This is a genomic window from Desulfovibrio sp. Fe33 (genome assembly GCF_028532725.1).
Taxonomy (GTDB): Bacteria; Desulfobacterota; Desulfovibrionia; order Desulfovibrionales; family Desulfovibrionaceae; genus Pseudodesulfovibrio.
This window is the reverse complement of sequence record NZ_JAQKGU010000012.1, coordinates 108800-132998: the sequence shown is the minus strand read 5'-3', so window position 1 is coordinate 132998 and position 24199 is coordinate 108800. Positions and strand designations below refer to the sequence as shown.

The following is a 24199-nucleotide window of genomic DNA, read 5'->3' as shown; positions in this document are numbered from 1 at the left end:
CTCCGGGGGCCTGATCAGGCCCCCGGAGCCGAAACAGAAACGGTAAAAGTGTTACCTATGTTCCCGGGCAGAAGTGTTACCCATGTTCCTGGTTGCACAGAACCCTTTTCAAAGGGTTTTTCCTCCCCTTCCCCCGGCCGCCGGAGGCGCAAACAAAAAAAGAGGCGGACGCGCATCGCGCGTCCGCCTCTTTGGTAGTTCATTCTGCGCGGGCTAGTCTTCGTCGGCGACGAATTCGGAGATGGCGCATTCGGTGGTCAGGAGCATGCTGGCCACGGAGGCGGCGTTTTGCAGGGCGATGCGGGTGACCTTCTTGGGATCGATGACGCCTGCGGCGACGAGGTTGGTGTACTCGCCGGTGGCGGCGTTGAAGCCGTTGTTGCCCTTGAGTTCCTTAACCTTTTCCACGATCACGGAGCCTTCGAGACCGCAGTTGTTGGCGATCTGCTTGAGGGGCTCTTCGATGGCGCGGGCAATGAGCTCAATGCCTGCCTGTTCGGTGTCGTCGTCGAGCTTGAGGGTCTTGAGGACCTTGCCTGCACGGACCAGGGCGGTGCCGCCGCCGGGCACGATGCCTTCGTCAACGGCGGCGCGGGTGGCGTTCAGAGCGTCGTCCACGCGGTCCTTGCGTTCCTTCATCTCGATTTCGGTGGCTGCGCCGACCTTGACCACGGCAACGCCGCCGACCATTTTGGCCAGGCGTTCCTGGAGCTTTTCACGGTCGTAGTCGCTGGTGGCGTTCTTGGCCATGTTGGCGATCTCGTCGCAGCGGTTCTTGATGGCTTCCTTTTCGCCTGCGCCGTCCACGATGATGGTGTTCTTCTTGCCGACCACGACCTTGTGGGCGGTGCCGAAGTGTTCGGGACGGATGGATTCCAGGGTCACGGCGGTGTCTTCGGAAACCGGGGTGGCGCCGGTCATGATGGCGATATCGCGGATCATTTCCTTGCGGCGGTCGCCGAAGCCCGGGGCCTTGACGGCGCAGACCTTGAGGGCGCCGCGCATGGCGTTGATGGTCAGACCGGCCAGGGCGTCGTTCTCGACGGTCTCGGCCACGATGAGCAGGGGCCGGTTGGCCTTGGCCACGGCTTCGAGGATGGGCACCAGCGGCTTGATGTTGGAGATTTTGTTCTCGGCCAGGAGGATGAACGGATTCTCGAAGGTGACGGTCTGTTCATCCTGGTTGTTGACGAAGTAGGGGGACAGGTAGCCGTTGTCCCACTGCATGCCTTCGACGACGTCCAGCTCGGTGGTCAGGCCCTGGGATTCCTCAACGGTGATGACGCCGTTGTCGCCGACCTTGTCCACGGCCTCGGCCAGGATTTCGCCGATGGTGGCGTCGTTGTTGGCGGAGATGGTGCCGACCTGGGCGATTTCGGAGGTCTTCTTGATGGGCTTGGCCATCTTGTCCAGTTCCTCGACAATTGCGGCCACGGCGGCGTCGATGCCGCGCTTGAGGGACATGGGGTTGCGGCCGGCGGCCAGGAGCTTGACGCCTTCGTTGAAGACGGACTGTGCGAGGACGGTGGCGGTGGTGGTGCCGTCGCCTGCGATATCGTTGGTCTTCTTGGCCACTTCCTTGACCATCTGGGCGCCCATGTTTTCGAGCTTGCCCTCAAGGTCGATCTTTTCGGCCACGGTCACGCCGTCCTTGGTCACCTGAGGAGCGCCCCAGGTCTTTTCAATCATGACGTTGCGGCCTTTGGGGCCGAGAGTGACCTTGACCGCGTCGGCCAGGATATTGACGCCGCGCTGCATACCTTCGCGGGCGACGGCTTTGTAATCGATTGCTTTTGCCATTGTTCAGAATCCCTATGAAATGTGAGTGTCAGAAGTTGTTGTTGTCGGTCCGGCCGTCCGGATGGACCCGCGTCAGGGGGCGGGGAGGATCAATGTCGGATGGCGGTCTTCCCGCGCCGGTTCAGATCCTCCGCCGAGACGCGGTGAACGGATTTAGGCAAACACGCCGAGGATGTCGTCTTCACGCATGATGATGAGATCGTCGCCATCCATCTTGAACTCGCTGCCCGCGTACTTGGCGAACAGGACGATGTCGCCGTCCTTGACGGTCTTGCACTCGGGACCGGCGGCGATGACGATGCCGTTCTGGGGTTTTTCCTTGGCGGAATCCGGGATGTAGATGCCCCCGGCGGTCTTTTCCTCTTCTTCCTTCCTCTGGACGATGACACGGTCATTAAGCGGTTTCAAACCCATGAAAAGTCTCCTTATGATGTCTTCACCGCAAGCTTGGCGGCGTGTGTTTCGACTGGGCCAAGAGATAAGTACGCGGCGCACGGTGTCAACAGCCACGGCGGATATTTTTCCGGGTCGTCCGGCGGTTCGGTTGAAATCCTGACCGAAGCGGAGTAACAATGCGAAGATAGAAAAATCAAATAAACATGGTAAACGGGAGCTGATACGACATGGAATCCTCACAGCAACGGCTGGTGGTGGTCTCCAATCGCCTTCCCGTCGCCCTCAGCAAGGAGGCGGACGGCTGGAAGCTCAAGCAGGGGTCGGGAGGGCTTGTCACGGCCATGGCTCCGGTGCTCAAGAACCGGGGCGGCATGTGGATAGGCTGGTCCGGGGCGGCGGAGCCCGAGGCGGACATGGAGGAGCTTTTCTCCGAATTCACGGAGGAGGCTGGCTACGAGTTGTGCACTGTGCCCCTGACCCAGGAGGAGGTGCGGGGCTACTATGACGGTTTCTCCAACGAGATCATCTGGCCGCTGTTTCATGATTTGCAGAGTCTCTGCCGATTCCACCCCCGTTACTGGCGGACCTACCTGGATGTGAATTTCAAGTTCGCCGAGGTCGTGGCCCGGCGGTCGTCGGCCGACGACTACATCTGGATTCAGGACTACCACCTCATGCACCAGGCTTTTTTCCTCAAGTCCATGGGCGTCAGGCGCAACATCGGTTTTTTCCTGCATATCCCCTTTCCCCCGCCGGACATCTTCATGAAGTTGCCCTGGCGCGCCAAGCTGATCCAGGCCCTGACCGAGTTCGATCTGGTGGGTTTCCAGACGATTCAGGACAGGCGTAACTTCGCCGCCTGCCTGCATCGGCTTATGCCCGAGGCGAGGGTCGAGGGGCGGGGCGCGGTGGTGACCGTCAACATGAGCAACCGCTCGTTCCGGGCCGGAGCCTTTCCCATCTCCATCGACTATGCCCAATTTTCGGAGATGGCCGCGCGTCCCGACGTGGCCCGGCAGGTCTTCGATCTCAAGGAGGCGTTGCGGCATCGCAAGATTATTCTCGGCGTGGACCGCATGGACTACACCAAGGGCATCCCCGAGCGTATCCGGTCCATCCAGACCCTCTTGCGCCGTTATCCCGATCTCATGGGCAAGGTGAATTTCGTCCAGATTGCGGTGCCGAGCCGCGAGGAGGTGGACGAATACAAGGAGCTGAGAACCGAGATCGAACAGTTGGTGGGACGGGTCAACGGCGAGTTCTCCTTTCCCGGGTGGGTGCCCGTGCACTATCATTACAGGAGCCTGCCCCACGACGAACTGGTGGCCTATTACGCGGCCGCGGATGTGGCTCTGGTGACACCGTTGCGCGACGGCATGAACCTGGTGGCCAAGGAGTACTGCGCCTGCAACAACAAGGGGAACGGGGTGCTGGTCCTGAGCGAATTCGCAGGGGCCGCCGCCCAGCTTCAGCGGCACGCCTATCTGGTCAATCCTTACGATGTGGAAGGCATCGCCAAGGCGTTGCACCGCGTCCTGTTCTGGCCCAGGGAGGAGTGCAAGGCGCATATGTCCAAGCTTCGCGAGCAGATTCGCCGCAACAATATCTTCCGCTGGGTGGACTCCTTCCTCAGGGCGGGCATTGCCAAGTCGCTGGAGGATTTCCCCGAAGTGGAGACTGTCCACTTCAACAGGGTCTAGCCATGCTCATTCTCAAGTGCGCGGATTGCCGCCGCAAGCTTTGGAAGTATTTCAAGATAGGGCCGGGCGAGGTGCACCGTTGCCATAAGGACCGCATCCACAAGGTCTGGAACATGGAGGAACGGGAGGGCAAGGTGTTCTGCCCCTGCGGCCGCGCCGTGGGCATCGATCGGGGGAGCTACTACACCATGGACAAGAAGGCGTTTACCTACAAGGGCACTAAAACCAACGGTTGACAGACGCCCCGTTTTTCGGAAAGCATATATAATTTACTGTAATGGAACCATGAACAAGGAGTCGGCCTTGAAGACCCGCGTATCCCTTTTCGTCCTGATGCTGATGGTGTGCATGACCTCCGCCGTCCTGGCCGCTGAACAAGCCCGGACCGTCGAGGATTGCGGAGCCATCCCCTGGGGCGAGCCCATTTCCGCCGTCGAGGAGATCACGTATTCTCACACCGCCGACGGGGTGAAGTATTACCGCGTGAACAAGGTCGAGCCGTGCGGTGTGTTCCGCATCCAGGGCGCGAACGTCACTTACGGATTCCTGGAAGGCAGGCTCTATACCGTGCTGGTGGAGATCGCCAAGGCCCAGGACGTGAAGCAGGTGGTGGCCACCCTCATGGAGTCCTACGGGCTGCCCGATCACAAGAAGGTCGACGGCTGGGACGAGTACCGTTGGGAAACCGATGACCTGAGGGTCAAGCTCAAGAGCCAGTTCGTCACGGACCGCATCAAGATCGGCATGTACTACAAGCCGTTGGCCCCGAAGAAATAAACGGCCTTTCACCCGACCCGCGAGGCCGCCCCGTCCGGGACGGCCTTTTCCGCATCCTCTTGCCTTTCGCCCCGCGGGACGTATCTTGTGCATGGAGGAACCCATGTCGAAACAGATGAAGAACTTCCTGACCATCGCCGGGATCATCGTTCTGGGGGCGTTTCTCGCCTTTCTGTACGACTGCATATCCGGACTTGCCGATTTCGCCGGGCGTATCGACCCGGCCCTGGCCCCCTGGGTCTTCTGGATTCTCTTGGCCGCGGTGCTCGGCTCTCTGGGGTGGTGGGCCTCCCTGTTGCTGGTCCGCCCCCGGCCGCTTCTGGTTCATGCCGACCCCACGCCCGAGGAGATGGAACGCTTTCGCCGCGAGTTGGTGAAAAGGTTGTCCAGGAACCGCATCCTCAAGAACGAAGGCGTGGCCGTACGCGATGAGGAAGACCTTGAAGCCGGGCTGACCGTCCTCAGGCAGAAGGCGGACGACGAAATTCGTTCCACGGCCAAGCGGGTGTTCATCGGTTCGGCGGTGTCCCAGAACGGGCGTCTGGACGCCCTGGTGGTGCTTTTTCTCATTTCACGCCTGGCCTGGCGCATATCCAAGCTTTATGCCCAGCGGCCCCATTATCGGGAGCTGGTCAACCTGTATGTGAATATCGCGGTGACGTCGTTTCTGGCCGGGTCCATCGAGGAGTTCGGCATCGAGGAATACGTCCACGAATTGATGGGGCCGCTGGTGGCCGGGTCCGCCCTGGGGGCCATGCCCGGAGCCGAGGCCGTGGCCGGGACCGTGACCAGCTCCATCCTGAGCGGTTCCACCAACGCGCTGCTGGCCATGCGTTGCGGCATCGTGGCCCGCAACTACATGAGTCTTGACCTGGCCCGGCGCGGAGCCATGCGCCGTTCCGCCACTCTGGAGGCGGCGCGCATGTTCATGTCCATTTCGGGCGAGACCGTGACCCAGGTGACCAAGCTGCTGGTCAAGGGGTCCACCAAGGCGGTCGCTGGCGGGACCAGGAAGGCGTTCTCCAGCGTCGGCAAGTCGGTGACGGGTGCGGCCGGTTCGGTCGGCCGGACGGTCTCAGGGGCCGCCGGAGCCGTGGGCGACGGGGCGAAGAACGTTGGGCGCGGTGTCACGGACACCACCCGTTCCGTGGTGGACGGCGTAGACCGGGCCGTGGGCAAATGCGTTGGAGCCGTCAAGGGCTCGGCGCGCAAGGCCCGGGACGCGGCCGGAGTGGCCGGGCGTGCTGTCGGCAAGGTTGGAAAAGGCGTGGGCGGCGTGGCCGGTTCGGCCAAGGGCGCTCTGCGCTCCACGGGCAAGTCCGTGGAAAAGGGCGTTCGCTCGGTCCGCGATACGGTTTTGCGTCGGAAAAAAGGGAAGAATCCGCCCGAAGACGGCTAAAGCACGCGCCGTGCGCCCAGATAATGCTCGGCCCAGAAGGGCGAGTTTATATTCGATTCCATGACCCGTTTGCCGGAGCTGGGGGAGTGCACAAAGGTGCCCCGGTCGGTGACGACCCCTACGTGCAGGGATTTGCCGCCCTTGTCCACCTGATGGAACACCAGGTCGCCGGGCCGGATGTCCCTGCGCGCGACAGGGTCTCCGGCTCCGAGTTGCTGCCAGGACATGCGCGGCAGGTTCACCCCGTTGCTGTGGTAGACGTACCAGATGAATCCCGAGCAGTCGAAGCCGGTTTGGGGCGAATAGCCTCCCCATTTGTAGGGAGCGCCGATGAGCGACCGGGCCGTGCGGATGATCTTTTCCGCTTTGGGCGAGGCGGTCGCGCCTGGAACCATGGCGTCGGGCTGGACCGGCGGGGGGACGGTCCCGGCGCAGGCGCAGAGCAATAGCGCGCAGGCCGCAATGGCGAGCGGCGGCGCAATACGTATGATTCCCCGGCGCGCCTTCATCCGTTGCCTACGGTTTGCGTTTGATCCGCAGGAAGGATTTGACCGAGCGCGCTTCGGGCACGGACTTGGCGTAATCGATGATCTTGTCCCGTTCGGCGGTCGAGCCGACTATGCCGAGCAGGACCACGTTGCACTGTACGGTTTTGATCTCCACGTTGGTGGACCAGATGTTCTTGTCCTGCACGAGCAGGTTCTTGACGTTGGCGTAGAGTTGCAGGTTGTCGGTGGTGCCGCAGGAATCGTCGGCCTTCTTGGGCAGCAGGTATGTGGTGACGGAGCGCACGCCATCCACGGACTTGGCGATCTGGACGGCCCGGTCCACCTGCGCGCGGGATTCGTATTCGCCCACGACGTAGACCAGACCCTCGTAGCTGGACGCGTCGAAGTCCATGTATTTGACGAGATCGTCCGCAAGGAATTCCTTTTCGATGAGGAAGGCAATTTTTTCATCGTTGGCGTATTCGCCGACATTGCGTTCCTCCACGGCCACGTCATAGACCGCACAGCCGTTGGCGAACAGGCCCACGGCCAGCAGCATGAGAAGCGAGAGGACAGTATTTACGCGGTGCATGGGATTCCCCCTGAGATTTTCTAGATATTCTCTATATACCGATTTTGCGGACCGGAAGCAACCGCTCCGGAACGCTCCCGCCATTGACCCAGGCTCCATATTTTATCATACTGCTTATATTGTTTTCCGGAGGTTGCGATATGAAAGGAATTCTGCTGATTGCGGTGTTGTCCGGGATGCTGCTTGCCGGGTGCGGGCCGAAGCGGCCTGTGCTCTATCCCAATGCGCATCTGGACGAGGTGGGGATGCAGGTCGCCCAGGCCGACATCGACGATTGCGTCATGAAGGCCGAGGCGGCCGGGGCCAATGCGTCCGACACTGGAGCCGCCGCCGGAAATGTGGGGAAATCCGCAGCCATCGGCGCGGCCGCCGGAGCGGTGTTCGCCGCCATCATGGGCAATGATGTGGGCCTCGCGGCCGCCGCCACGGGTGGCGCGGCAGCCGCCGGAAGCGCGGTCAACGAAGGGTTCAAGTCCGGCGATCCCGCTGCGATCCACAAGAATTTCGTCGATCGCTGCCTGCGCGAAAAAGGCTATGAAGTCATCGGCTGGAAATAGGAGAAGATCATGAAACGCATCATTTTGCCCGGCACCCTCCTGCTCGCCATGTTCCTTATGGTCGGTTGCGCCGCCAGGGGGCCGTTCACCGAGGAGCGCAAGGGCAACGTCATCACCTATTCCCGGCCGGAAACCGGGAACGCCGTGACCGTCACCCTGGGCGACGCGCTCAAGTACGACAAGCGGGTCCGCCGCGACTTCATGGGCGCGAGCATCGAGGGGCACCTCTACCGCGCCGGGGACGATACCTCGGTGTTGGTTTCCAGCATGGTCCGCAAGGAGTTCGAGGACCTCATCGGGCGGGATTTGGAGGCATGGCCGTCGGGATCAAGGCATATCCGCCGCATACCTCCTGGCTGCCGCGCTTGTGCAGGCTGGTCCGGGCCTATGTGGTCTCCCTGGATTGCGGCGTTGCGGTCGCGGTCAAGTTCGGTCCGCGCTACGAAGGCGAGTGCGACGGCATGATCTCCGAGGAAGAGTACATGGCCGAGCACCTGGACGAGGTGGCCGAGTTCGACCGCAGGGCCGAAGAGGATATTTCCATAAGCTGGTAGGCCCGGGGGATCAGTCGAAGAGTTGCGCCAGCGCCTTTTCGAGCGATTCCCGGTCCGGCTCCCATCCCCCCGACCAGGCCGGTTTCAGGCTGAGTGTCCGTTCCCCGGCGCGCATGGCGTAGCAGTGCAGCCGCATGGACGTGCGGGATTTGCTCTGGCCGTATTTCCTGTCCCCGACCACCGGGTAGCCGCGCGAGGCGAGTTGCACCCTGATCTGGTGCGTGCGTCCGGTGAGCAGCCGCACGGCCAACAGCGAGCGGTCCTTGCTCACGGACAGCCCAGCGACCCGCGCCAGCGCGGTTTTGCCCGTCCCCGTGCGTACCCGTTCCTTGCCCGGAGCGCCGGATTTCTCCATGACATCCTCCAGCAGCGCGCCGTCCGGCTCGCACCACCGTCCGTCCACCCAGGCCAGATAGACCTTGGCCACGCCGCCGGATGCGAAGAGGTCGTTGAGCTCGCGCAGGGTTCCGTAGCTCTTGGCGGCCAGGAGCAGGCCGGAAGTGTCCCGGTCCAGCCGGTGCGCCAGGGTGGGCATGAAATCCGCGTCCCGGAACATCGCCCGCAGTCTTGCCGTGACCGAGTCCTCCACGCCGTCGCCGCCGTGGGCGGCCAGACCGGCTGGCTTCGCCACGGCCAGGACCTCGTCGTCCTCATAGGCTATGACCAGGCTGCCCGCTTCGGATACGGTTTTGCCTTCGCCCGGTGAGTATGGCGGAATGCGCACGGTCTGTCCCGCCTCGATGCGGTCGAAGGGCTTTTTGCGGCCCTTGTCCACGCGCACCTGGCCCGTCCTGATCCATTTCTGGATGGCCGAGCGCGGCACGTCGCCGGTCAGCCTTCGTTCGAGGAATTGCAACAGCTTCTGGCCTGATTCGGCCTGTGTGACGATGATGAATTGTGTTTCCGGCATGGTATGTGGGGTGAGGGGGCCTCCGGCGGCCGGGGGAAGGGGAGGGAAAACCCTTTGAAAAGGGTTCTTCCCTTCCCTTCCCCCGAACTTCCATCCCCTCCTTTTCCTAAACTTTTTGAGTGCCTTCGGCGGGGGCTGGAGGGTGAGTTATTTTTTGTACCAGGAGCCGTCCGGGCTTTGCAGCCAGGTGCCGCGAGGGGCGGTCTGGGCGATCTTGGCCGCGCGGCGTTGGCCCACCAGCGCGGGGGTGGTCCCAGCCTTCTTGGCGATAAGGCCGTACGCCTCGGCGCGGTCCCGGTTCTCGGCGGCCACAACGTCGGCCTGTTTTTGCGGTCCCCGGAACGCGAGGAAGCCCTGGTTGTTTTCGCCCACGATGCCGTCGGCCAGCAGGGCGGTGATGACGGGTTTGCGGGCTATGATGCGGTCCTTGATATCCCCGGCCAGGACCGTGGTCGCGGCCAGGCTCAAGGCCAGGCAAAGGGTGAGGACGAGAGTGATCTTATTGCGCATTGGTCGCCTCCGGTTCAACAGGTGCTTCATCGATGTCGGAGAAGAAATCGTCCAGGGCCCGGTCGACCCGGACGTTCACGTCGATGGTGATGTGGATGGGCTTGACCTCGACCGGGGCCACTTCCACCTTGTGGCTGGACGAACAGCCCCAGGCGGACAGCAGCAGAAGGCAGGCCGTCACGGCTACGTAATCTTTCATGGCATTCTCCTATTCGATCATGCGTGCGATGTCTTTATAAAGCAAAATGCGGTCCAACGGTACGCTGAAATTGACGTCCAGGCGCAAGCCCTGGAAATTCGATCCCTTCACATCGCCCGTGACCCGCAGGAAGCCGCCGAATTCACGCTTGTAGACGAAGGGCAGGGTGGAAGCGGGCTTGCCGTCCACGGACAGCCGGACCAGCAGGTCTTCGCCCACGGTGTCCGCCTTGATGCGCACCCATTTGTATTGGTAATCCCGGACCGCCTCCCGGGCCAGTTCCAACTGGCCGCGTTCGGGCGTGCCCTCGGGGATGGCGGCCACTAAATCCTGCATGGCCTCCACCCGGATGGTCCCGCCCTCGCCGGGCGTGGAGTGCAAAAATCCGCTGTTGAACGAAATTTTCCCATTTTTCCAGCTCACGGGCAACTCGCCGGACAGCGCCGCCTCGCCCTCGGCCTTGGCCAGGCCGAGCTGGGACAGGATTTCGGAAAGCTTCAGCTCCGAGCAGAACAGGGTGATTCCGTATTCCCTTGATTCCGGCACGATACGGAAAGCCTTGCTGGACACGTGCCCTCCGCACCAACGGAAACCGGCCTCTTCCACCAGGATGGAACCCATGGATTCCAGTTGGTAGACGATTTTACCCTTTTTCAGGAGGATGTCGCCCGCCTTGAGCGAATCGAAGGTCAGGGTCTGGGCCGGTGCGCTGCGCAGGGTGAACAGGTCGGGGGTGGAGTAGGTCAGTTCTATGCCGTCAACCATCGTGCTCCCCTCGCTCAGGGTCAGCCTCCCGCCGGTCAGGGACGCCTTGGCCCGGCTTTCCAGGCCGCGCGGGCTCATGGACACGCCGCCTTCGGCCTGGAGGGTTCCGTCGAGCTCGACGCCCTTGAGTCCGGGCGACAGGGCCGCCGGGCTGAATCCACGGGGAAGCGTGTAGCCGTCTACCTTGAAGGTTATGTCCGATTCGTTGTCGATCAGTGACGATTGACCGGAAAAGGGAACCCGGAGACCGGGAAGCAGGTCGGTGCGCAGTGTGCCTGCGTAGGCCAGGTCCGTGCCCATCTGGTGTACCTGCGCCCGGACGTCGCCGAGTTTGTGTTTGTCCAGGGCGAGCCTTGAGAGGGTGATGGCCCCCGCCTTGTTGGATTTGGGCGCGGGCCATTTGAGCGGCAGCGTCATGCGCATGGAGCCGGAAGAGAATCCGCTGTTGGCCAGCCCAGTCCCGCGGGTGGCGCAGTCCAGCACCACGTCCGCCGAATCCGGACCGGCTTCGCCCTGCATGGAAAAGATGAACCCGTTGAGGGTGAGAACCCTGCCGGAGGCCTGCACAACCAGCCTGTCAGGGTTGGCGGCAGTCAGGGAGACGTTCCACAGTTTTTCGCCGTCCGCCTTGCGCGTCATGTCGAGCCTGCCGCCCATTTCCACCCCGGCTCCGGCCAGGGAGAATTGCGCGAACAGTTCGTTTTTGTTCAGCCTGCCGGATGGAATGGTGAGGGAGGCGGGATAGGGCGCTTCTAAGGCGACGCGGCTTACGGAAAATCGGATTTCCCTCTCCTTAATTCGCCCCTTGACCTCGACCGTCGCGTCTTCGGCCAGCCGCACGCCGAGCGCGCGCAGATCGCTTCGGGTCAGGGCCATGGAAAATCCGATCCCGGCGTCGGCTGAAGCGGCCAGGTCGATTTCGGCTTCGGCAGCGAGGTCTGCGGTTCCGGCCACAGGAACGGGCAGGAAATCGCCGAACGCCTCCACGCGCAGCGCGTCCGCTTTCAGCTTGAGCGTCAGGTCGTTCAGGGTCGGCCCGAGGGCTCCTTCAAGATGTATTGATTGATCGCGCGGCGTCAGGTCGGCCCGGAACGTCACGGTGTCGCCGGGCGTGATCTCGGCTTCAAGAGGAACGGAAACCGTTCGGCCGAGGACGACGCAGCGCATGACCGCGTTGCGCAGGGTCAGCGAGTCCAGCGGCAGGCCGGGAATGGCCGGGGCGGCGTCTTTCGGCGTTCCGCCGTCCGATTCGGGAAGCATGTCGAGGGCCGGCATGTGGAACCGTTCCCCGTCAAAGGAGCAGGATAGCCGCAGTCCGTCCAGACGGACCTCGTTCACCCGGCCCATCTTCAGCGAGGCCGGAGTGTAGGTGATGTGCACGTTGGCCAGGCTCAGCCCGTTTTCGCCGTCTCCGAGCCGGACCGGCCCGATGTCGGCCGAGAACAGTCCCGCGTCGCGCACGTGGAATTCCGTGAGGCGCAGCCCCATGTCCGCAGCCAGCTTGGGGATGAGCCGCTCCAGGTATCCCGGCGTCCACACCGTCAGCCACCAACCCGCAGCCAGCATGGCGGCCAGCGCCCAGGGCGTGACCAACACGGTCCATTTCAGGATTTTTTTGCCAAGGGAAGCGGACATTTAATTTCTATACGGGCTTCTCCGCCCCGTTGGCAAGGGGGACGGGATCAAGCCGTTGGGGGAAAGAAAAGACGGGAAGCCCCGGTTTTAATGGCTTCCCGTCCTAATGCTCTGCGTGTTGCGCAGTCCGCCTTGCGGCTGTGGGGTTGCGTTACATCAGGCTCGGCAGGAATGTGACCAGGCCGGGAACCATGAGCAGCAGCGCGACGCAGACGACATAGGCGGCCACGAAGTAGGCGACTCCCTTGAAGGCGTCGGTCATGGAGACGTCGTGCGCCATGGAGGCGACGATGAAGAGGTTGACGCCCACAGGCGGAGTGATGGCTCCGAGAGTGGTGACAACGGTGATGAGCACGCCGAACCAGACGGGGTCGTAGCCCATGGCCGTGACCACGGGGAAGAAGATGGGGATCGTCACCAGGAGCAGGGCCAGGGCGTCCATGACCATGCCTCCGACGACGTAGATCAGGCAGATGACCATGATGATGACCACCGGCGGGATGGGCAGTCCGGCCACCCAGGATGCGGCCTCGAAGGGCAGCCGGGTGACGGCCAGGAAGCGGCCGAAGATGACCGCGCCGAGCATGATGACCATAATCATGGAGGATATCTTGAGGGTATCGCTGACGGCCAGGCGGAATTTTTCCACGGACATCTTGCCGGAAACCGTGGCGATTATCAGCGCCAGCGCCGCGCCCGCCGCGCCCGCCTCCGTGGGCGTGAAGAGTCCCAGGAACAAGCCGCCCATCACCAGGATGAACAGTGTGACCATCTCGATGGAGCCGGGCAGGGAGCGCAGCTTCTCGACAAAGGTGGTCTTCGGACCGGCCGGGCCCCATTCCGGGTGGCGCTTGCACAGGTACCAGATGGTGCCCAGGAACAGGACGGTCAGCAGGATGCCGGGGATCATGCCGCCCACGAACAAGCCGGCGATGGACTGGCCGGTTTGCAGGCCGATGATGATGAGCACCACCGAGGGCGGGATGACCACGCCGAGGGTCGCGCCCGCGGCCACGGACCCCGTGGACAGGATCGGGTTGTATTTGAACTTCTTCATCTCGGGCAGGGCCACGGTGGACATGGTAGCGGCCGTGGCCGAGTTGGAGCCGCAGATGGCCGCGAATCCGGCGCAGGCCAGGACCGTCGTCATGGCGATGCCGCCCCGAATCTGGCCCATCCAGGCGTAGGCGGATTTGTAGAGCCGCTCGTTGACCCCTGAATAGAAGCATATCTGCCCCATGAGGATGAAGAGGGGAATGACGGTCAGGCCGTAGTTCGAAAAGACGTTCCACAGTTCGGTGCCGAGCATTCCCTTGGCCGCGTTCCAGTTGAGCACATAGGCGAATCCGGCGAAACCGATGACGCCCATGGCGAACGCCACGGGAATGCGGAAAAGGAAGATGGCCGCAAGAAGCAGGAGCGTGCCGAGAATGCCCGCAGTGATCGGATCCATTATGCCACCTTCTCCTCGGTAAGCGCCTTGAGCGTGTCCACTGCCAGTACGAAAGCCAGGGCGACGCAACCGGCCGCGGAAGCGAACACGAAGGGGTAATAGACTATTTGCAGGGTCTCGGAGACTTCGCCCGTCTGCACCAGGAAGCTGGCCCATTTCCAGGTTTCCACTCCGGCCAGCAGGAAGAAACCGCAGGACAGGGCGTTGGTGGCCGCATCGGCCAGGCGGCGGAACCAGGCCGGGAAGCGCGACAGCAGGATGCCCACGGCGATGTGCGCCTTGCGGCGCTGGGCGAAAGCCAGGGAAAAGGCGGCCACCACCGCGCCGAGAAAGCCCATCAGTTCGAAGGTCCCCTGTACCGGGACCCACACGGCCCGCAGGACCATGTTGGCGCAGGCCAGGAGCATCATGGAGACGAGAAAAAGACCGGCCAGCACGGCCAAAGCCCTGGCGACCAGCTCGCTTGCGCGATCAAGGAAATGTATCATGGGAGGTCCCGAAAAGAACGCCCCCGCGTGTCGGCGGGGGCGTTCCATATGGAGTTACAGGGATTCGTACTTGGCCTGAAGCTCGAGCAGGTCCTTGAGCACGGCTTCGGCGTCGATGCCGGCCTTGGCGCAGTCCGCCTTCCAGTCTTCGACCAGCGGTTCGCCCAGCTTCTTGAGCTCGGCGTGTTCTTCGGGCGTGAGCTTGTGGACTTCCACCTGATATTGCTCCCTGGCCCACTCCAGGGATTCGTTGATGTGGTTGTCCAGGTACTGCCCGGTCCACTGGGCCTGTTCGCGGGCCATGTCGTCGAGGACCATCTTCACATCGTCGGGCAGGGATTCCCACCTGGCCTTGTTCATGATGACGGCGAAGGGGTATACCGGCAGGTTGGCGATGGTTTCGTGGCGGCAGCTTTCGGCGAAATTGAAATCCTTGAGCACGTCGAAGGAGGAGACCACGCCCTTGACCACGCCCTTTTGCAGGGCTTCAGGCGTTTCGGACATGGGCATTCCCACGCCCCGGGCGCCCAGGCCGTTCAGCACACGGAGGATGGAGCCGGAGGCGCGCAGTTCCATGCCCTTGAGATCGGCCAGGGTCCGCACCGGCTCCTTGCTCATGATCTGGGACGGAGCCGAGGTGAACATGGTCAGGACCTTGACGTCCTTGAATTCCTTGGGCTGGTACTTGAGGAACAGGTCCCACATGGTCAGGCTGGCCGCCTCGGTGGAGGTGAAGGCCACGGGCAGGTTGACGGCGGACATGAGGGGGAACACGCCGGGATAGTAAGCGATTGAAATGCAGCCGATGTCGGCCTGTCCGGTCTGCACGCCGCGGAGCATGTTCTTGGCGCCGAGCAGGGTGGAGCCGGGGAAGGTCTGGACGGTCAGTTCGCCGCCCGTGCGCTTTTCCACCTCGGTCTTCCAGCGCTCCATCTGGACGGCGGGGAAGGTCTTGGGGGGCGGGAAGTTGGCATAGGTCACCATGGTTCCGGCCAGTGCCGGGACCGCCAGAAGGCAGACCAGGACCAAGCACGAGACCAGCGCGGTCGTCGGTTTTCGCATCACTCTCTCCTTGAAATGCGTATGGTTGCGGGCGGCCGGGCGGCCGCCCGTTATTGCAGATTCAGATCGTAGGCCAGGACCATGGTCTTGCGGTTGCCGTAGCCGTAGCCCGCGAAGGTGTTGATAAGAACGCACAACTGCTTGTTGCCGTCGTTGTTCAGGTCGGCCAGGGCCACATCGCACACCTGGCCCTTGATGCGCCGGGTCTTCCAGGCCAGGTTCAGGCCCACTTGGTCATAGACCAGCGAGTGGATTTCGCCCTGGGTGTAGTACTTGTAGTTTGTGAAGACCTGCGCCGTGGCGGACAAATCCATGTTGAGCAGCAACTCGTAACGTTTGTTGGAGGTCAGGGGGGCGGCGATTCCCCTGATGGGGATGTTGTAGGTGATGCCGTGCTCTTCGGTGACGCCTCCGCCCATGCCGACCATCTTGTCGGCCGTTTCGATGACCACGCCGGAGCTGTTGTAGCTGGCGTCGCTTTCATAGAGCCGTTCGAAGGTCTGGCTGTAGACCACGAGCTTGTTGCTGTTGTTGATGACCACGCATTTGTAGCCCAGTCCGTCGGGCAGGTAGGTCAGGTTGTAGACGTTGCCGAAGGGCGGCACGGGAATGGTCTGGCCGATCTCGATATCGTCGCCCTTGATGAAGGCTTCGTAGACATGCTTGTCGAAAAGGTGCCGCTGGCCTTTCTTCTGGGCCGCGAGCACGGGCATGTAGGTCGGCGGGAGGCGCAACACGCCGAGGAACCGGTTCACTTTCTTTACCAGGTAGCTGAACTTGCCGCCCTTGAAGGTGAGGATGCTCGATCTGGGAGTGCCTCGGGGGGAGCGGACCGCGCCCTGGCTCTCGAACTGGTATGCGCCGACAACGAATTCGGGCATCCCGTCGCGGTTGAGGTCGGCGATTTCGAGCCGGACGCTCACGACGTTGGCGGGCAGTTCGAACGTGTTGAGGTGCTGGAGTTTGCCATCCTTGAAGCGGTAAGCCGAAATGGCCGATCCCTGCATGATGAAGACTTCGTTCTGGCCGTCGGCGTCGCCGTCGGCGATATACATGCCATAGGAACTGAAGGGCAGGGTCTGGCTTCTCCAGCGGCCGGTGGTCTCGGTGCCGCCCTCGTAACGGAACTGGGGATTCAGGGTCTCGGTTGTGAACGGCTGGCCGTCGCCGGTGATGAACGGGCTGGCGGTGGGAGCCGTGGCCTGAACGGTGTTCTTGGACGCCTTCTTTTCCTCGGCGGAGCCATAACCCGGGCGGTTGAACACGTCGCCCTGGAGTGTCTTGGCCTGGGAATCCAGCCAGGCGGTCATTTCGTCAATTTTGACCTCGCCTTTTTTCTGCCAGGATTTGCCGTCGGCCGAGACGGTGTCGATGCGCATGTGCGCCTTGGTGTCGAGGATCGCTATCTCGCCGTAGGTGAGGTAATCGACGTTGAGGCTGCGCAGGGTGTTGAGGGCCGCGCCCTTATCCTGGGGGGCGGTCACGTCATGCAGGCTCCGGGTGGTGGGTTCGACGTGTCCCATCCATTCCAGGTCGCTCGAAAGGCTGGCCTGGATGGCCTTGGAAAGATACTCGTATTTCTGGGGTCCGTTGTATGTGAACGGAAGGACCGCGTAGGTCTTGGCCCCCTGGGCCATGGCCGGAAGGGCCAGGAGCAGGGTCGCCACAAAGGCGGTCAAGACGGTGATGACGGGTCTTCTTGCCATGTATTCCTCCGGAAGGTAGGTGGTACCTTGCTGTTGTGAAAGTTGGGACGTGCTGATGCGCACGGGAGCCTCTTGTATCAGTTTCCCGCCCGGATGCAAAGGGCCAAGAGTGTTGATAGGTCGGGCAATAGCCGCTATTGGTGCTCTTGCGGTCGATCCGGACGGCATGGTGACGGCCCGGAGCCCGGCCCGATTTCAGGGAGAATTGATGACACGATTCGGACGCACGTTCAGGTTGGTCTGCGACGAACCGGCCGCCCCCGTGGTGGAGGGGCTGCTTCGCGCACAGGGATTCGATTTCGGTCCCGAGCCGTTCTATCCTCTTGCCCGCAGGCTTGTTCACGAGCCTTTTCCTTTAGGTGAAAGCCTGGCGGCCCGGTTTGGCCTGATTTACATTCAGGACCGCTCCTCCATGCTGCCGCCCCTTGCCCTTGATCCGCCGTCCGGAGCCGATGTCCTGGACATGTGCTCGGCCCCGGGGAGCAAGACGAGTCTGCTCTCCCGTCTGGTGGGGCCGCAGGGATTCGTGTTCGCCTCGGAGCCCTCGGCCGACCGGCTGGGCACCCTGCGCGCCAACCTGCGCCGCACGGGTTCCGTCAACACGGCCACGGCCAAGCTCATGGCTCAGGACCTGCCGTTCGAGGACGGAACCTGGGATCACATCCAGCTGGACCCGCCGTGCAGCGGCTGGGGGACCGTGGAGAAGAACCCGAAGGTCATGGAAGTATGGTCCGGCTCCAAGACGGCCCCGCTGATCGCCTTGCAAAAGACGCTCCTGGAGAAGGCGGCCGCAATGCTCAGGCCCGGCGGAACGGTTCTGTATTCCACCTGCACCACCAATATTGAAGAGAACGAGGAGCAGGTCGCCTGGGCGCTGGAGACCCTCGACCTCGCCCTTGAGCCGCTTTCCGAGCCCGAGGGCTTCGTTTTCGAGCCCGCGCACATGCCCGCTATGGACGGTGTCCTGCGCGTGGCCGAGGATTCGGAAGGGCAGGGGTTCTTTTTGGCGAGATTCGTGAAGAACGGCGGGGCGAGCGCAATCGACGAAGCCCGTGCGCAAAAACAGGACTTGCCGGGCACCCGTCTGCGGCTCGACAGGATGATTGGCGGTGACGGCCTCGATATGGATCGGCTCCCCCCGGGCGAGGTTTATGATTTCGGCGGGAAGGCGTTCTTCCTTCATGAAAGGGCCTTGGACCTGGTTCCCGGCTCCCTTCGCTGGCAAGGGTTCCCCCTCGGCAAGGTGGCGGGAAAGGGCGATCGGGCCAAGTTCACTCCCGGCCCGCTGGCCCGGGTGCTTCTCGCGGAGAACCCGGCCAAGGCCGCCTGCGACGTCCTGGACGTAGAGGATATAGACGTCCTGGAACGCCTCCTCACCGGGCAGAGCGTAGCGTTCAAGGCGGGCAAGGGGAGCGTGGGCTTTTATTACCGGGGGCTTCCGATCGGCTGGCTGGCCAGAAAAGGCGCACGTCTTTTGTGGTCGGCAAAATAGTTGTTTAAAATCAATGTGTTATTTGATGTAAATTTTTTGTGAAAAAGCGTTGACAAAAAGCGGGCGTATGGGCAGTATCCCCTTCGCTGAACGCGGATGAGTGCTTGGACAACAGCGCGCCGCCACTGCTGAAAGTGGTTGACAAGCGGTCCATGCCAAGATAAACACTCTCTTCCTGCGGGCGCGTAGCTCAGCTGGGAGAGCATCGGCCTTACAAGCCGAGGGTCACAGGTTCGAGCCCTGTCGCGCCCACCATATTTGACATAAAGGGGAGCTTAACACCCTTTATATATAGAGCGGAGCCGTAGTTAAGTTGGTTATAACGCCGGCCTGTCACGCCGGAGGCCGAGGGTTCGAGTCCCTTCGGCTCCGCCAGATAAGAACAAGGACATCAACGAAAGTTGGTGTCCTTTTTCAGTTTGGCTATCGCACAACGGTCAGAAAAAATATCTTTGCTTTGGTCGATATTATTACAGCTTTTTCGTCGGGGGCTAACATTTAATAGTCGTCTGGATTGGCTGGCGGGACCATGCAGATGTATCGAGCCTCTGTCCAAGCAGTATCTTCGTCAATGCCACCCTTTTTCAATGTGTCCATTTCCCTGCGAGTCATGTTTGCCAAAGCATGTGCCTGTTCTAAGCATCTCTTTTTCCCTAGGCTTTTCATTTCACTTGGGTAGGCCCTTTGCCACATGGTCAGTATTGAATGGACGATTTGCAGATTGGTCATCTCTACCTCCTTGCTGTTGCATTAATGATGGACTTTCACCAACTCACCAAACATCTATACTCGCGCTCAATCTGGCGTCCTCAAACTGGAGAATATCTTTCGCTTTTCTGAGCCATTCATATACGGCATCGTCGTCGAATCCACAGGCTGGGGAGAGCTCTGCAATGGTAGTTGAGTGGTGATCTGATTCGTATTCAGATGTGTAGGAGCGATAGAGGTGATCCAGGCAGATTCCTTCGGATGTGCTTTCTAGGGTGTAATTGTGCCCCTCGCGGAAATTTCGATCTCCTTGCTCAAAATCGATTGAAACATTGGTTGTCCCTGTCGGCCAGTTGTCGTCAGGAATCTTCCCCCTCTTCAAGAAGTACCTCAATTGCCACTATTGCTGCACCAAGTCCCATAAGACTTTCGCCAGAGTTGATTCTAGTCCGAAGACTTATGAGGAAATCGTTTAATTTCTTCAGGGTACGTGCTTCGGCTACATCAATTTTGTGCAGATCTGATGTATATTCATTTTTACTGCACATGCAGAGGTGTCCTAATATGAATTATTTTTATTCAGAGCCTATTAGGTCTTCGATAAAATCAAATTCGACATCCTCTATCTCCTCTTCTTGGATATATTCTTCACACTCTGGACCGGCAGGAGCAATCAGGTAGTCTTTTCGAGCCTTTTCCCAAGCCTCTATTTCATTGTAATCGTAATACTTGATTAAATGACTCATCTGGCTACGAACGATTCCGGCAAGGACATATGCCTGCTTTGAACACTCCTCATGTCCAACCTGCTCCATCTCTTCGGGGAAGCTGTCATTCCACATGTTCAAAAACCAACTGATGATCTGCTCTCGGGGTATGCGCGCATCTTTTATTTCATCCGAGGCACTTTTATCTTGATTTAAGTCCGACTTGCTTTGGAGGGAGTCCATACAAAGCATACGCCAGATTCTTTGGTAGCCCAAAGCATCAGTGTTTGAATTGCCAAAACTCTTGTTGAAGAGTTTTCTGTGCCTAAGAGCATCATCCGATCTATCAACAATCTCTGTCACCAAACCATTGTTTAGTGTGAGATCCAGAACAGTGTGGTGCGCAGCTGCTGACTGAAAACCCTGATGAACGTAATATTGGCGATCAAAGTCTTTGAGCAGGCGGATCTGCCCAGTGTATGGAACCCTAATCTTTAATCCCCTATAGGTCCCCCCCTCTGGGGTGATTCCGCCTATCTTTGGATACAATCCATCTTTGGAGTCCATAAAAATAAATGTGAGGTAAAGGGAGTCATCGATGATGCTGCACCCATAATTGTAACCATGCCAAAGAGCACTACAGTCACTCTGAGTTTCTACTCCCCAATCTGTTGGAGAAAAGATTGCCCCATTCGAAAGCTCTCCGAGGGAGTAGTCCTCGCCATCATAGTCAATAATAATAGGGAATTGTGCTGTCATGTCATCTCCGTATTCTAGAAGGGAATGAAAGATATAGTTACCTGACCACAAAACAAGTGTCGTCTTGATTCTTTTCATGTCTGTGGGGCCATAATAGTTGACGGGCATTCCAGATTGCGGAATGGGATAAAGAAAAAATGATTGCATAAAATCAAGTCGATAAAGAAGGTCTAGAAAAAATGCCCCCCAAAAAGGATCCATTCAGTTCTCCGTCTCAAAAGGTGATTAGCCTCTATAGCTTTCTGATGTTCACGGGCAGGGAGTACTCTTTGGGGCAGCTCTCAAGGGAAATGCATTGCTCCAAGCAAACTGTCATCAGGATGATTGAGCAGATTAGCCGTAGTTTGGGCGGGGATGTTGAGAGCCGTTTGGTAGGAGGAGAAAAATACTACAGGATGGCATCCCCGAAAGCCTCGCCGAAGGTTGGTCTCTGCCCGGAAGAGATTCAGCAATTGGAACTATGCAGAGGCATGGTCCTCCACCTTTTGCCTGAAGGAGTACGGGATCAAGTTCGACATACAATAGCCAAGACGGCGGTTTTGCTGCCAGACATGAATGGTCGGGAGAGGGCGTTTGCCTCAGTTGTGGATGCCCAGATCAAGGGGCGGATTGATTATAGTCCTCACCAGGAACATATCGCATCACTTATTCAAGCAATTCAGGATAGAACTGTTTGTGAAGTTACATATCATTCTCCGAGCAATCCAAAACCGAAGTCCTATGCATTCGCTCCAATGAAAATCATCTCGTATCACGAGGCTCTCTATGTTGCAGGTTGGCGGGTAGAGGATAAAGGTGAGCCAACCCCCAGGCATTCAATCAAGCTTGCCGTTCATCGTCTGAAAAAAGTCATTAGGCAGAGAAGAGTCTTTGATATTGAAATGGATTCAGGGCAAACGGCGGAGCTTTTTGGTTTTATGAAATTGGATGAACTGAAAGTCAAAGTGAAGTTTGATAAGGAGACAGCAAGCTACATCAAAGAGCGCCAGTGGAGTGATGGCCAGTCTATTCATGAATTCAAGAATGGGAACTTAGTCCTTGAGTTCACCGCCCAAAGCATGCCGGAAGTTGTGTCTTGGCTTTTGAGCTTTGGAGCACACGCGAAAGTAATGGGGCCCAAGGTGCTTAAGGATCAATTTAAATCTGAATTGGGAAAAATGTGTGCATTGTACTCTTAAGTTTTGTCGAAATATCATTTATAGCTTACATGATACTGGTCGTCAGGGGTTCGTCGGCTCAGCCAGTAAAGAACAAGGACATCAATGAAATTTGATGTCCTTGTTCCGTTTTAAGACTCTTTGTGATCTACGAAGGCATTTGATTCAGTTCGAAAGGCTATTGTTTAATCTAACGGTGCTTTTAGAAGTGGGTTCAAGTTGCGCGTGTTATTTTGCGTGCTGAGGGGGGAACCCTGCCGTTGGGTTTGTCAGCTCTCCTTCCCGCAAGCAAGCGAAAGGGAAATGGGACGGCCGCTCTTGTCGATGTTTCGATTGGGCCTTTCTTGGGGATAAAGGAGTGGGTGGAGCAGGGATTTGCCTGCTCCACCCACGTTTGTTTTTGTGCGAGTGTGGATTACAATGCCTTTTGCATCTTCGTCGCCACGAAGCCGAGGCCGAGCTTTTTCAGATGTTGCGGCTCGGGGATGCCCTCGTCATTCCAACCGCGCTGCTTGTAGTAGGCGTCCAGAATCTTGTTGTATTTCTCGCCGTCGATAGGAGGCAGCGGGATGGGGCCGACCGGGTGATCGCCGGGACAGGGCTCATTGAGGCACTTCCAGTTGGGCTGGTCGTCCTTGCGGCGGATGCCGCGCATGACGATGGTCGCTCTCTCGATCTGGTTGGACCGCTCGAATATGGTGAACAGATCGTCCACGGTATATTTGAGGCCGGAGGCGTAGTAGATGGATTTGCAGATCAGATCGTACATGTGGTCGAGGTCTTCGGCACGGTCGTGCCAGTAGCCGAGATGGCCGAAGTTGAATTTGCATATGCCGAGGCTGTCGGACAGGAAGAACATGTTTTCGTAGTATTGCACCAGGCGGGCCTTGGCCTGCGGGTGGTATGAGCGAACGTCGCCCGCCTCCTTGTAGCCGGCCACTTTTACGGCGACAGGCGGGATGTTGACCCATTCCGCCGTGGGCAGGCCGTTGAGGTGATGGGAGCCGCGCGGCGAAACCGCGAACTGGAGCATGGAGCCGATGGTGGACCGGGTCTCGACGCCCGTCGCGCACATGCCTTTCTGGTGGTATACGGACTGCAACGCCGATTCACCCAACGCCTTGGCGACGCGCCAGGGGCCGTCGGCCATCTTGTCGCCGCACCCTTCGCGGAATACGATCTTGGGCATCAGCTCGACGCAGGCGTCGCCGTTGCCGAACTGGATGTCGATGCCGTCCACGAACTCCTTGTCGATTATCTGCCGCTCCATCAGCTCCATCAAGGTGGAGAACATGGCGCCGGTTTCCACCGTGTCCAGTCCGTAGTCGTTGCACATGGCATTGAGCTTCAGGACGGCCTTGTCATCGGTAATGTCGCACTTGTGGCCCAACGCGGTCGTGGTTTCATACTCCGGGCCGCCGCCGCGGGTGGGGTATTTGCCGCCCTTGACCGCATAGGCGGCATGACAGTGGACCGGACAGGCGAAGCAGGCTTCGCGCCTGGTGCCGTGGTCCTGGTTCCACAGGCGCACCAGCCGGTCGAACTTGGGATCGATGCCGCACCGCTGCCAGTTGCGGATGGGCACCATGCCGGTCGTGCCGATCAGGTTGGTGATGCCGGGGGTGCCCCACTTGGACATGAGCTCGTAGGTCACGCCGTGGACCTTGCCGAATTTGGGGTCCATCAGCTCGTCGCGCAACTGCTTGGTGACTTCAAAGAATTCCTTGGGCTTGAACAGCTTGACGGGCTTGGAGCCCTTGGCGACGACGGCCTTGAGGTTCTTGGAGCCGAAGACCGCGCCCATGCCGCAGCGGCCCATGGAGTTGGTGGTCTCGGTGCGCACGTTGGCGTAGCGGATCAGATTTTCGCCTGCCTGCCCGATGCACAGCAGCTTGGCGGGCTCGCCATGCTTGTGGATCAACTCGGCCTGGGTGTCGATGGTTCCCTTGCCCCAGATTCCGTCAGCCGATTCGATGCGGATATCGTCGTCCTCGATGTAGAGATAGCAAGGTTTGTCGGCTTTGCCGCTGATGACCAGCATGTCGTAGCCGCATCGCTTCAGGGCCGGGCCGAAGTGTCCGCCGCAGTTGGAGTCGCCCCAGCCCGAGTAGTTCATCGGGGAAAGGTAGGTGGCGTGAGTCCGGCCCGAGCTGGGGAATGTGGTGGCGCCCAGAGCGCCCGTGCCGATGTACACCTTGTTGTCGGGCGACAGCGGATCAGTCTTGGCCACGTCGACTTCGGTGAAAAGGAGGTAGTGGGCCAGGCAGCGTCCGCCGAGCCATTCCTTGTTGTAGCTTGAGGCGTCTTCGCGGATAATCGTTCCGGTGGTCAGATCCACGCGCAGGATCACACCCATATTTCCGTATACTTCTTTGGTCATTACAG

Annotated in this window: 23 protein-coding genes and 2 tRNA genes; 10 read left to right on the top strand and 15 right to left on the bottom strand. The window is 59.9% G+C overall.

The genetic code is table 11. From position 1 onward, the window contains the following. Nucleotides 1–213: 213 nt before the first annotated feature. Together groL and PSN43_RS14590 are read right to left on the bottom strand one after the other, a co-directional pair. On the bottom strand, nt 214–1800 hold the full coding sequence (gene groL, locus PSN43_RS14595) for a chaperonin GroEL (protein ID WP_272701468.1): 1587 nt from the start codon (nt 1798–1800) through the stop codon (nt 214–216). Nucleotides 1801–1953: 153 nt separating this feature from the next. Next, entirely contained in the window at nt 1954–2214 is a 261-nt protein-coding gene (locus PSN43_RS14590) for a co-chaperone GroES (RefSeq protein WP_269942668.1), read from the bottom strand. Nucleotides 2215–2423: 209 nt separating this feature from the next. Between PSN43_RS14590 and PSN43_RS14585 the strand changes: the two genes are divergently transcribed. From PSN43_RS14585 to PSN43_RS14570, 4 genes are all read left to right on the top strand, one after another. Continuing rightward, nucleotides 2424–3896, top strand: a complete 1473-nt coding sequence (locus PSN43_RS14585; protein WP_272701467.1) for an alpha,alpha-trehalose-phosphate synthase (UDP-forming) — start codon at nt 2424–2426, stop codon at nt 3894–3896. Nucleotides 3897–3898: 2 nt separating this feature from the next. Continuing rightward, on the top strand, nt 3899–4132 hold the full coding sequence (locus PSN43_RS14580) for a hypothetical protein (RefSeq protein ID WP_272701466.1): 234 nt from the start codon (nt 3899–3901) through the stop codon (nt 4130–4132). A 49-nt stretch (nt 4133–4181) separates the two neighbouring features. Next, nucleotides 4182–4673 carry a hypothetical protein gene (locus tag PSN43_RS14575; RefSeq protein ID WP_272701465.1) on the top strand — a complete coding sequence of 164 codons (492 nt, stop codon included), beginning with the start codon at nt 4182–4184 and terminating at the stop codon, nt 4671–4673. Between the two features lie 103 nt (nt 4674–4776). Next, a complete protein-coding gene (locus PSN43_RS14570; protein WP_272701464.1) occupies nt 4777–6072 on the top strand; it encodes a hypothetical protein in 1296 nt (431 codons plus the stop codon). On the opposite strand, the gene PSN43_RS14565 is transcribed toward PSN43_RS14570, so the two are convergent. Both PSN43_RS14565 and PSN43_RS14560 read right to left on the bottom strand, forming a co-directional pair. Next, nucleotides 6069–6518, bottom strand: a complete 450-nt coding sequence (locus PSN43_RS14565) for a C40 family peptidase (protein WP_272701463.1) — start codon at nt 6516–6518, stop codon at nt 6069–6071. The genes PSN43_RS14570 and PSN43_RS14565 overlap by 4 nt on opposite strands. Before the next feature lie 70 nt (nt 6519–6588). Continuing rightward, nucleotides 6589–7152: a BON domain-containing protein gene (locus PSN43_RS14560; RefSeq protein ID WP_272701462.1), complete on the bottom strand. Its 564-nt coding sequence runs from the start codon at nt 7150–7152 to the stop codon at nt 6589–6591. Between the two features lie 140 nt (nt 7153–7292). On the opposite strand from PSN43_RS14560, the gene PSN43_RS14555 reads away from it, so the two are divergent. Both PSN43_RS14555 and PSN43_RS14550 read left to right on the top strand, forming a co-directional pair. Further along, nucleotides 7293–7709 carry a hypothetical protein gene (locus PSN43_RS14555; protein ID WP_272701461.1) on the top strand — a complete coding sequence of 139 codons (417 nt, stop codon included), beginning with the start codon at nt 7293–7295 and terminating at the stop codon, nt 7707–7709. Between the two features lie 9 nt (nt 7710–7718). Next, nucleotides 7719–8174 carry a hypothetical protein gene (locus tag PSN43_RS14550; RefSeq protein ID WP_272701460.1) on the top strand — a complete coding sequence of 152 codons (456 nt, stop codon included), beginning with the start codon at nt 7719–7721 and terminating at the stop codon, nt 8172–8174. A gap of 99 nt (nt 8175–8273) precedes the next feature. On the opposite strand, the gene PSN43_RS14545 is transcribed toward PSN43_RS14550, so the two are convergent. The 8 genes from PSN43_RS14545 to PSN43_RS14510 all read right to left on the bottom strand — a co-directional run bounded on the left by PSN43_RS14545 (nt 8274) and on the right by PSN43_RS14510 (nt 16991). Continuing rightward, nucleotides 8274–9173: a pseudouridine synthase gene (locus tag PSN43_RS14545; protein WP_272701459.1), complete on the bottom strand. Its 900-nt coding sequence runs from the start codon at nt 9171–9173 to the stop codon at nt 8274–8276. 147 nt (nt 9174–9320) lie between these two features. Then, nucleotides 9321–9683, bottom strand: coding sequence for a YdbL family protein (locus PSN43_RS14540; RefSeq protein WP_272701458.1), 363 nt, complete (start codon nt 9681–9683; stop codon nt 9321–9323). After that, nucleotides 9673–9882: a hypothetical protein gene (locus PSN43_RS14535; protein ID WP_272701457.1), complete on the bottom strand. Its 210-nt coding sequence runs from the start codon at nt 9880–9882 to the stop codon at nt 9673–9675. The genes PSN43_RS14540 and PSN43_RS14535 overlap by 11 nt, the downstream gene beginning before the upstream one ends. Before the next feature lie 9 nt (nt 9883–9891). After that, entirely contained in the window at nt 9892–12282 is a 2391-nt protein-coding gene (locus PSN43_RS14530) for an intermembrane phospholipid transport protein YdbH family protein (protein ID WP_272701456.1), read from the bottom strand. Nucleotides 12283–12433: 151 nt separating this feature from the next. Then, a complete protein-coding gene (locus tag PSN43_RS14525) occupies nt 12434–13735 on the bottom strand; it encodes a TRAP transporter large permease (protein WP_272701455.1) in 1302 nt (433 codons plus the stop codon). After that, the gene (locus PSN43_RS14520) at nt 13735–14223 is read right to left on the bottom strand and encodes a TRAP transporter small permease (protein WP_272701454.1); all 489 of its coding nucleotides are present in this window, start codon (nt 14221–14223) and stop codon (nt 13735–13737) included. The genes PSN43_RS14525 and PSN43_RS14520 overlap by 1 nt, the downstream gene beginning before the upstream one ends. Before the next feature lie 54 nt (nt 14224–14277). Continuing rightward, nucleotides 14278–15285, bottom strand: a complete 1008-nt coding sequence (locus PSN43_RS14515) for a TRAP transporter substrate-binding protein (RefSeq protein WP_272701453.1) — start codon at nt 15283–15285, stop codon at nt 14278–14280. 50 nt (nt 15286–15335) lie between these two features. Further along, entirely contained in the window at nt 15336–16991 is a 1656-nt protein-coding gene (locus PSN43_RS14510) for an FG-GAP repeat domain-containing protein (RefSeq protein WP_272701452.1), read from the bottom strand. A 208-nt stretch (nt 16992–17199) separates the two neighbouring features. Between PSN43_RS14510 and PSN43_RS14505 the strand changes: the two genes are divergently transcribed. The 3 genes from PSN43_RS14505 to PSN43_RS14495 all read left to right on the top strand — a co-directional run bounded on the left by PSN43_RS14505 (nt 17200) and on the right by PSN43_RS14495 (nt 18858). Then, nucleotides 17200–18483 (top strand): RsmB/NOP family class I SAM-dependent RNA methyltransferase, encoded by a 1284-nt coding sequence (locus PSN43_RS14505; protein WP_272701451.1) that lies wholly within the window; start codon nt 17200–17202, stop codon nt 18481–18483. Nucleotides 18484–18662: 179 nt separating this feature from the next. Then, nucleotides 18663–18738, top strand: a tRNA-Val gene (locus tag PSN43_RS14500). Nucleotides 18739–18781: 43 nt separating this feature from the next. Further along, nucleotides 18782–18858: transfer RNA gene (locus tag PSN43_RS14495), tRNA-Asp, on the top strand. Nucleotides 18859–18981: 123 nt separating this feature from the next. On the opposite strand, the gene PSN43_RS14490 is transcribed toward PSN43_RS14495, so the two are convergent. Further along, nucleotides 18982–19212 carry a hypothetical protein gene (locus PSN43_RS14490; protein ID WP_272701450.1) on the bottom strand — a complete coding sequence of 77 codons (231 nt, stop codon included), beginning with the start codon at nt 19210–19212 and terminating at the stop codon, nt 18982–18984. Between the two features lie 554 nt (nt 19213–19766). Next, nucleotides 19767–20858, bottom strand: a complete 1092-nt coding sequence (locus tag PSN43_RS14485; RefSeq protein ID WP_272701449.1) for a hypothetical protein — start codon at nt 20856–20858, stop codon at nt 19767–19769. A gap of 119 nt (nt 20859–20977) precedes the next feature. Here PSN43_RS14485 and PSN43_RS14480 point away from each other — a divergent pair, with 119 nt between their 5' ends. Then, entirely contained in the window at nt 20978–21835 is an 858-nt protein-coding gene (locus PSN43_RS14480; RefSeq protein WP_272701448.1) for a helix-turn-helix transcriptional regulator, read from the top strand. Between the two features lie 394 nt (nt 21836–22229). Here the strand turns inward: PSN43_RS14480 and PSN43_RS14475 are convergent, their stop codons facing one another. Beyond that, the gene (locus PSN43_RS14475; protein WP_272701447.1) at nt 22230–24194 is read right to left on the bottom strand and encodes an aldehyde ferredoxin oxidoreductase family protein; all 1965 of its coding nucleotides are present in this window, start codon (nt 24192–24194) and stop codon (nt 22230–22232) included. Between the last annotated feature and the right edge of the window lie 5 nt (nt 24195–24199).

Excerpts from the sequence above, each read along its gene's own strand:
- groL (WP_272701468.1), bottom strand. The coding sequence starts at position 1,800 with ATGGCAAAAGCAATCGATTACAAAGCCGTCGCCCGCGAAGGTATGCAG.
- PSN43_RS14545 (WP_272701459.1), bottom strand. The coding sequence starts at position 9,173 with ATGCCGGAAACACAATTCATCATCGTCACACAGGCCGAATCAGGCCAG.
- PSN43_RS14555 (WP_272701461.1), top strand. The coding sequence starts at position 7,293 with ATGAAAGGAATTCTGCTGATTGCGGTGTTGTCCGGGATGCTGCTTGCC.
- PSN43_RS14540 (WP_272701458.1), bottom strand. The coding sequence starts at position 9,683 with ATGCGCAATAAGATCACTCTCGTCCTCACCCTTTGCCTGGCCTTGAGC.
- PSN43_RS14570 (WP_272701464.1), top strand. The coding sequence starts at position 4,777 with ATGTCGAAACAGATGAAGAACTTCCTGACCATCGCCGGGATCATCGTT.
- PSN43_RS14510 (WP_272701452.1), bottom strand. The coding sequence starts at position 16,991 with ATGGCAAGAAGACCCGTCATCACCGTCTTGACCGCCTTTGTGGCGACC.
- PSN43_RS14560 (WP_272701462.1), bottom strand. The coding sequence starts at position 7,152 with ATGCACCGCGTAAATACTGTCCTCTCGCTTCTCATGCTGCTGGCCGTG.
- PSN43_RS14535 (WP_272701457.1), bottom strand. The coding sequence starts at position 9,882 with ATGAAAGATTACGTAGCCGTGACGGCCTGCCTTCTGCTGCTGTCCGCC.
- PSN43_RS14550 (WP_272701460.1), top strand. The coding sequence starts at position 7,719 with ATGAAACGCATCATTTTGCCCGGCACCCTCCTGCTCGCCATGTTCCTT.
- PSN43_RS14590 (WP_269942668.1), bottom strand. The coding sequence starts at position 2,214 with ATGGGTTTGAAACCGCTTAATGACCGTGTCATCGTCCAGAGGAAGGAA.
- PSN43_RS14515 (WP_272701453.1), bottom strand. The coding sequence starts at position 15,285 with ATGCGAAAACCGACGACCGCGCTGGTCTCGTGCTTGGTCCTGGTCTGC.
- PSN43_RS14475 (WP_272701447.1), bottom strand. The coding sequence starts at position 24,194 with ATGACCAAAGAAGTATACGGAAATATGGGTGTGATCCTGCGCGTGGAT.
- PSN43_RS14575 (WP_272701465.1), top strand. The coding sequence starts at position 4,182 with ATGAACAAGGAGTCGGCCTTGAAGACCCGCGTATCCCTTTTCGTCCTG.
- PSN43_RS14530 (WP_272701456.1), bottom strand. The coding sequence starts at position 12,282 with ATGTCCGCTTCCCTTGGCAAAAAAATCCTGAAATGGACCGTGTTGGTC.
- PSN43_RS14580 (WP_272701466.1), top strand. The coding sequence starts at position 3,899 with ATGCTCATTCTCAAGTGCGCGGATTGCCGCCGCAAGCTTTGGAAGTAT.
- PSN43_RS14480 (WP_272701448.1), top strand. The coding sequence starts at position 20,978 with ATGATTGAGCAGATTAGCCGTAGTTTGGGCGGGGATGTTGAGAGCCGT.
- PSN43_RS14525 (WP_272701455.1), bottom strand. The coding sequence starts at position 13,735 with ATGGATCCGATCACTGCGGGCATTCTCGGCACGCTCCTGCTTCTTGCG.
- PSN43_RS14585 (WP_272701467.1), top strand. The coding sequence starts at position 2,424 with ATGGAATCCTCACAGCAACGGCTGGTGGTGGTCTCCAATCGCCTTCCC.
- PSN43_RS14485 (WP_272701449.1), bottom strand. The coding sequence starts at position 20,858 with ATGGATCCTTTTTGGGGGGCATTTTTTCTAGACCTTCTTTATCGACTT.
- PSN43_RS14505 (WP_272701451.1), top strand. The coding sequence starts at position 17,200 with ATGACACGATTCGGACGCACGTTCAGGTTGGTCTGCGACGAACCGGCC.
- PSN43_RS14520 (WP_272701454.1), bottom strand. The coding sequence starts at position 14,223 with ATGATACATTTCCTTGATCGCGCAAGCGAGCTGGTCGCCAGGGCTTTG.
- PSN43_RS14490 (WP_272701450.1), bottom strand. The coding sequence starts at position 19,212 with ATGACCAATCTGCAAATCGTCCATTCAATACTGACCATGTGGCAAAGG.